Consider the following 7,404-nt stretch of genomic DNA (forward strand, 5'->3'; position numbering starts at 1 on the left):
GGACTCGCGGTACCAACTACCCCAAATCGACACCCGCTTAGGTTCTAGTTCCGAGGATTGCCCAAAACAAGTACCGGCATTAAATTCTTGACCTCTTACGGTAGCACCAGGAATCTTTGATCAAGGGTTTAACTAAGAAGATTTGCGGGAGCGAACTCACTTAAGAATTTTCTTATGGCAGGAAGGCGTATTCGTATGTACGGTGGGGCACGTGTTCGTTCAGCCAGTCTTGGTTGCACCGCGAACATGTTGAACGTTAGAGCAAGAAACTTTCGTTGGAAAGGCTGAGGCATCTTATGGGTATTTTTGATAAGGCTAAGGACGCACTCAACTCGGAAAAGGGAGAGCAGATCTCCGATTCGGTGCTCGACAAGGGCGCAGAGGTAGCGCAGGACAAGCTGGGCGAGGACAAGGCTAATCAGATCAAGCACGGGCGCGACAAGCTGGATGACCAGATTGGTAACGCTGGCGCTTAAGTTTTAACTAGACATCTTCAGCCGTCACACTGGCTGTGGACAACGACGGCCCCCGTGGCATTAAGCCAAACGGGGGTCGTGATTGTTTATGTGGGCCTTTTTGAAGAAGATAGGGGTTAAGGGCTAAGTAGCAAAACGAATAGGCTCCAAGCAGAATCTGCTTGGAGCCCAGTCTTTTGTGAAACCACCCGCCCACCTGCACCAGCCCGCACCACAGCAGCAGTTTCCGTGCACTTCCGTGGCCGGTTCCCTCACGCGGCAGGTGGGCCGGAGGCGGTGGTAGCAGGTGATGGGGTCACAACAAGCGGTTCGTCCCCTTTACCTAGCCCAATTCGCCAGTCTCATTCGCCGCGGCCATGATCTCAGCCAGGGTGGCAACAACATTTTTCAGCACGTCGCGGTCGGTGGTCAGCAGTGCGTCGCGCTGTTTGCGTTGTTCGATGCCGTCGAAGATGGCCTTGGTGGCTTCCTGTTGGAACTTGCGCGAGCGTTTAAGCTGCTCGCTGCTGTTCTCTTTACCTAAGCGCACAGCCTCGGGCTGGGCAGACAGCGTGCCCCAGGCAGCGACAATCATCTGCGCGGTTTCATCACTGTTGACATCGACACCTGCCATGGAGAAGATGTCGTTGACTTTTTCAACGGCTTCGTCAAAAGCCGCGCGTAGTGGGGTTTTCGGCTCACCAAGACGAACCGTAAACTCAGGAACATTCAACGGTTCTAATTCACCGTCGGATACGCTGTAGTCTTCCTCTACGCCGCTGAGGGCAATGGCGACACCGGCCAGGGTGACACCTGTCAGGAAGTCTTCACCGTCGTCTAGCTCGGTGATGTGCAGGTTCGGCTCCAGCACGCTACACAGCATCGCACGGCGTGACACGTCGGCATCTGCGTAGGCAATGATCTGGGAGAGGAATTCGTAGGCGTGGCGGTATTTAAGCACATGTGCCCTGAAATCCTTAGCGCGCTCGCGGGTGTCCTTATCGGCGGAGTTTCGGTCTGTGCGCCAGCGATCAAGAATCGTATTGGCCACACCGCGTAGCTTTTCTGAATCCTCGCCTGCCATGTAGGCTTCGGCAACCTTATTCATCTCGTCCGGGTCATAGTAGCCAGCGGTGTCCAACTCGTCTGCCAGCGTATGCAGGGAGTTAGGGTCAATGTCGGTGTCAATGACCGCGCCCTGGTAGTAGCGCTTGAAATCAGCCTCAATGAGTTCGGGATCGTTGATAAAATCCACCACCATGGGGGCTGGCTTGTTCGGGTGGATGCGGTTAAGCCGGGAGAGTGTTTGCACGGTGGCGACCCCGGAGAGGTGCTTATCCACGTACATCGCGCACAGTCGTGGCTCGTTGAATCCGGTTTGGAACTTGTTGGCCACAATGAGTACGCGGTAGTCCAGATCGTCGTCTTTGAAGGCGCGCTCCACGTCGGATTCGCCGTTAATGCTGACTTCGGTAACAGGGTCTGGTTCGTCCTCCATGCGCACCTTGTCGGAGAACGCCACGAGCGAGTGAAACTCGTAGCCTTTTTCTGTGATGTAGCGGTTCATCTCACGCGCCCAGTGCACTGCTGCCTTGCGTGAGGAGGTCACCACCATGGCGCGTGCCTGGCCGTCTAAGTGGTGGGCAACGTTGCGGCGGTAGTGCTCTACAACGACCTCAACTTTTTGTGCGATGGAGGTCGGGTGCAGGCGGACAAAACGCACCATGTCCGTCACTGCTGCGGACTGATCTACCTCTTCGGTTCGTCCCAACTCATCGCGGACTTCCGCCCACATGGTGTAGGTGGAGTAGTTGGTAAGCACGTCCATGATGAAGCCCTCGGCAATAGCCTGACCCATCGGGTACGTATCAAAAGCAATGTAGTGCCCGTCTGGGGTCTGCGAACCGAACAGGCGCAGGGTCTTGCCCTTTGGCGTGGCTGTGAGAGCTACAAACGTCATGTTGGACGCGGTGGCTACAGCCTCCTGTCGCAGCTCTAGCAGGTCATCGGCGGTGTAGTCTTCCGACTCGTCTAGCTCCACCTCAGCAAGCAGCTCACGCAGCGCCGAGGCGGACGAACCAGTCTGTGAAGAGTGCGCCTCATCAGCAATCACGCACCAGTTGCGGCCCTGAATATCCGGATCATTATCCAGCAGCGAGAGCACATAGGGGAACGTCTGCAACGTACAGGTGATGATGTGCCCGCCCTCAACCAGAGCCTGCTGCAACTGTGGCGACTTCGCACCAGAGCTTTCACCAACTGACACCACCAAACCGCGCGATGCAGCTAGTGCCTGCATGTCCTGGCGGATATTGGTATCCAGAGCGGTACGGTCGGTGACCACAATGACAGAATCAAAAGTCTTGGTGCCGTCCTGGGCCACCTGCCTAATCAAACGATGGGCCAACCACGCAATCGTCTTGGTCTTGCCGGAACCAGCGGAGTGCTCAATAAGGTAGCGCCCGCCAGCGCCACGCTCAGCGACATCGGTGGTGACTTTTTCCACCGCACGCAGCTGGTGGAAGCGCGGGAAAATCAAGGTACCTTTCGCGCCGCGCTTTGACTTAGAATCCGGCTCCCACACTGCGAAATCACTTAAGATGCGCAGCAGGAGCCGAGGACGGAGCACCCTCTCCCACAGGTAGGCGGTTGCAGACTTGCCCGCTACTGGCGGGTTGCCCCCAGCACCGTCATGTCCCTGATTAAACGGCAGGAACCTCGTCTCGGTTCCTTTAAGTGCTGTGGTCATGTACACCTCGTCATTCGACACCGCGAAGTGAACTAATGCGCGCCCCGGCAGGAGTACGCGGCGGTTCTTCGACGGCACACGATCCTTGCGATACTGCTTTACCGCATGAGCCACTGACTGCGTGTTGTCCGTCTTTAACTCAAAGGTCGCTACCGGAATGCCGTTGACCGTAGCCACGAGATCCAGCGTCTCGCCGCTGGTGGTATCAAAGTGCACCTGGCGGATAATGCGCAGGCGATTTTCCTCCGCACGCTTGGATGCAGTCACACTCAATGGATTGGCTGGTGGGAATGCCACCATGGGGCCAAAGGTGGCTGAGCGCGTGTTAGGCTGCGCGTACTTGAAGCCCTCGCGCAGGGTACCCAGCAGGCCACCGCGGATGCGACCGGTTTGTGCGTCCTTGCGCGTTGCGGATTCGAGCCGCTTGGCGACGTACTCCAGCAGCAAACGCTGCGCATTCTCCCGTGTCGCCTCGGGAGCATCCTGCGGCACGGCCTTGGCGTAGTCCTCCGGGTACTGGGTGGAAAGCCAGTGCAACACGTCCGCCGGGAACAAACCAAGGCGTGCGTCCCAGCCGGTGTCCTTCATCCCTGGCTCATAAATCCAGCCGCTAGATTTAAGCGACTCGCAGATAGTTTCTTCTAGGCGCTCTTCGCGCATAATGTCACGTTTAGGCATGAGATTCGTCCTTGTAAGTAGGGGCGACAGGAATATCAATCTGGCCGGTCACCGCTGCCGAAATCACCGCCGCACGACGCTCCGCCAGCAAGTCCCGCAACTTTGTAATGTCTGACAACATTGAGTCAATCTCGGCGGTCTCACGGTCGATCTCGTCGGCGATGCGGCGCTGTTCAGCGAGGGGTGGGAGGAATACTCGGAACTGCTGGAACGTGCCGTACCCCAGGCTTTGCATAGAATGACTGGTTCCGACGATCGAAAACTCTACTTGCTTTCGATAAGCAGGAGTCTTAGCCCAAAGAGCTAGATACTTGGGGTCAGTATGTGGTCCTGGGAACAGCCTCCAAATTTTGTCACTAAAGATTAGGTTCGCTCTGGTTTCGCCAACGTAAGACATGGCACCTACGTATTCAGGGCTGTTTAGGCGGTTAAACAAGAGATCGCCGGATTTCACGAAGTGCTCGGTAGGAACGTTTTCTACTTGCCCAGCCTCAATAAGTCGATTTTGCGACGGTAAGAACCTTCCAGATGAAATAGCAGAAGTCTTCAGGATTCCGGTTTCGTCGTCCCCCGCCATCGATTGACCCCCTACCAAGCCGCTCCCGCCCAAGTGACCCGCAACTGCGATCGACATTGGCGCGGCGTCGGCATCGATTCGTTGATCAATGAGACGCTGTATTAATGCTGAATGTCTTTCGTTCAAAAGCCGTTCCATCTCGTCCAAATCGGCGCGCATGCCGTCGATCTCGGCGGTCTCGCGGTCGAGGTAGTCAGCGATGGCGCGCTGGGTGGGAAGAGGTGGAGCGGGAACGCGCAGTCTCGCTATCTTAGTAGGGGATGTAGCTGGGTAGCTTGTTCCCGTTGAGTCTGCGACTATTTCGTCAACAACCTGATCGGCAGTAAGCAAGTACTTGATGTAGCGTCCGTCAGAGATGCCTGCATGAGGCCGAACAACGCAGAACCCTGTGGAAAATACTAAGTTCTCAGTACTTACCGGGACAGGGGCGATCGCCCTGAGATAAGTCCTAACAGTTGAAACAACCACGTCCCCCGGTCGAGCTAATCGACGTGCTCTTGACGGTGCATTTGCGATTGTAAAGGTCTGCTGGGGAATCTCTACACGCCCTGTCTTGACATTAGATATATCAACGTAGTTAAACGAAAACTCGGACGACGTGCTCTCAGGCAGTAAATCATCGTCAAACGAACAAAGCGACCACAACGGTGCTAGTTCGATTCTCCTTCCCATTACTTCCTCACCTGCCCGAACTTATCCATGAGTCGGCCCATGACCTCGGCTACGTCGGCATCGATCTCGGTTAAGGGACGAACCGGCTCAGGTTTGTAGAACACGCGCTTAAACGGGATCTCGTAGCCGGTGACGGCTTTAGCTGCGTCCCAGGTGACATCAGGCGCGAAGGGGAGTACTTCACGCTGCATGTGCTCGTCGATGTCTTCGGTAAGCGGCACGCGCTCGGTCATGGTAAACGACGGATCAAGAACCGGGTCACCCTTGCGGTCAACTGCTGGCTCGGCTTCGTTGTCAGGGACGGCGATGGCCTTGGAGATAGCGTCGATAAGCGTGGCGGGCATCTTCACACCGTGTTCCTTGGCCGCGGCCTTGAGCGCGTCCGGCAGGTCGTTGTAGGAAGCGTTAGCCACCGCGCGTACCACGCCGGCGTGTTCGTTAACAGCCTGCTTGTGCGCTAGTACCTCAGCAATTGCGTCGTCGGTGACGTGGACTCCTAGGCGTGCTTGCTTGGTGACCTTCACATCGCGGAAGCCCAAGTCTTCTGGGGTAAGCACCTTGGACATGTCGCTATCGGCAAACTCGTTGTAGGCCTTGAGCACGGTGTCTCGGTCGGCTTCGCGCATCTCGCGGCGTTTGTCGCCCAAGCCTTTGTCTGGCACAGACCAGCACGCGGAGGCATCAATGAGCTGCACAAAGCCCTTGCGGTGGTCTTCCTTATTGGTGTCCAGAATCCAGATGTAGGTGGAAATACCTGTGCCATAGAACATGTTGGTGGGCAGCTGAATAATCGCGTCCACCAGGTCATTTTCTAGCAGCCAGGCGCGGATCTGGTCGGGGCCGGAACCAGGGCCACCCGTAAACAGCGGCGATCCGTTGGACACCACCGCACCACGTCCCCCGGAACCGTTTTCGCCCGCGGGCATGAGCTTGGAGGCTACGTGGGCAAGAAACAGCATCTGGCCATCGCTCTTGTTGGGTAGGCCGTGGCTAAAGCGAGACCCCGGCACCTTGGCCTGTTCCTTGACCGCCGACTGCTGTACCGACCAATCAGAACCAAACGGCGGGTTGGACAGAATGTACTCGAACTGTTCACCTTCATACAGGTCTGTCAGCAGTGTGTCACCGTGGCGGATCGCGTCCGGCTCACCACCCTGAATGAGCAAGTCGGCCTTGCCAATGGCGTAGCCGGTGGGCATGAGTTCCTGGCCTGCGAGGTTGACCTCAATGTTGGGGTTGAGTTCCTTCAACGCGCGCTCGGCCACGAGCAGCATGCCGCCGGTACCCGCGGTGGGGTCGTAGACGGTGCGTGAGGCACCGGGGGAGGTTAAGCCCAGGTCGTCGGAGGCAAAGAGGATGTCCACCATGAGTCGGATCGCATCGCGCGGGGTGTAGAAGGCACCCGCAGCCTTGCCCTTGGTGTTAAACGCCCGGTACATCACATGCTCAAATAGGTCACCCATCTGTGCGTTGGGCAGCGCTTCAACGGACATGTCGATGGTGGAGAAGTGCTTCACCATGGGCCACAGACGACCAGCCTGGTCAAGGGTGCGCATCTTCACCGCGAAGTCGAACGCATCCCAAATATCGCGCACCGACTGCGAAAACGCACCAACGTAGTCCATGAGCGAGTCATAGACATGATCATCGGTCTCCGCGATACGGGTTAAGTCCAGCTGCGAGGTGTTGTAGAAGGACAGCCCAAATTGTGACTGCACCTCCCAATCCATATAGGCCTCACTCATGCCGTCGTCATGTAGTTGGTGCGCCAGGTCTAAAACCTTGTCTTTGGTGGGAGCCAAAATACATTCCAGGCGGCGCAGCACAGTCAACGGCAGGATGTAGTCGCCATAGTCTTCTGGCTCGACGATGGAGCGCAGGTACTTATCGGCGGTGGCCCACACAACAGACTGATTGAGGTCAGTGGTACTCACAGCGGGTGTCCTTCTTTTAGGTCGCTTTAGATAGTTTCGACTCATAACACTAGCCGGGATAGGGGACATTCAGGTCGTGAGTGCCCTGCTTTTCCTAGCACGTCCCTTCGATAGGGGAGGCAGAAAAAGACCCCAGCTGTGGCGCTGGGGCAGGAGACTTAGGCTGTGCGGAACGCAGCTGCTTATCTGTAAGCATGGCTTTCCTTATACGAAAATCGGTGGTCAGGAACCTAAAATTTTAGTTCCTGACCACCTGAAACAGCGGGCCGGTGCTTTAGATCAGCACGTCCCTAATCTCGTCTCCGCTGAAGCGTCCTGGGTTTAGTTCCTACCTCAGCT

4 protein-coding genes are annotated in these 7,404 nt (G+C 56.6%); 1 reads left to right on the forward strand and 3 read right to left on the reverse strand.

What is annotated here, in order from left to right; all coding sequences use genetic code 11:
* Positions 1-296: 296 nt before the first annotated feature.
* On the forward strand, positions 297-476 hold the full coding sequence (locus HMPREF3148_RS02100; protein ID WP_049062684.1) for an Rv0909 family putative TA system antitoxin: 180 nt from the start codon (positions 297-299) through the stop codon (positions 474-476).
* Between the two features lie 322 nt (positions 477-798).
* Here HMPREF3148_RS02100 and HMPREF3148_RS02105 read toward each other — a convergent pair whose 3' ends face one another.
* The 3 genes from HMPREF3148_RS02105 to HMPREF3148_RS02115 form a co-directional block, all read right to left on the reverse strand.
* Positions 799-3,882: a type I restriction endonuclease subunit R gene (locus tag HMPREF3148_RS02105; protein ID WP_049192570.1), complete on the reverse strand. Its 3,084-nt coding sequence runs from the start codon at positions 3,880-3,882 to the stop codon at positions 799-801.
* The gene (locus tag HMPREF3148_RS02110; protein WP_161799106.1) at positions 3,875-4,927 is read right to left on the reverse strand and encodes a restriction endonuclease subunit S; all 1,053 of its coding nucleotides are present in this window, start codon (positions 4,925-4,927) and stop codon (positions 3,875-3,877) included. The genes HMPREF3148_RS02105 and HMPREF3148_RS02110 overlap by 8 nt, the downstream gene beginning before the upstream one ends.
* Positions 4,928-5,130: 203 nt before the next feature.
* Positions 5,131-7,065, reverse strand: a complete 1,935-nt coding sequence (locus HMPREF3148_RS02115) for a type I restriction-modification system subunit M (protein ID WP_049192572.1) — start codon at positions 7,063-7,065, stop codon at positions 5,131-5,133.
* Between the last annotated feature and the right edge of the window lie 339 nt (positions 7,066-7,404).

The sequence above is a fragment of the Corynebacterium sp. HMSC05D08 genome (genome assembly GCF_001807215.1).
Taxonomy (GTDB): Bacteria; Actinomycetota; Actinomycetes; order Mycobacteriales; family Mycobacteriaceae; genus Corynebacterium; species Corynebacterium striatum.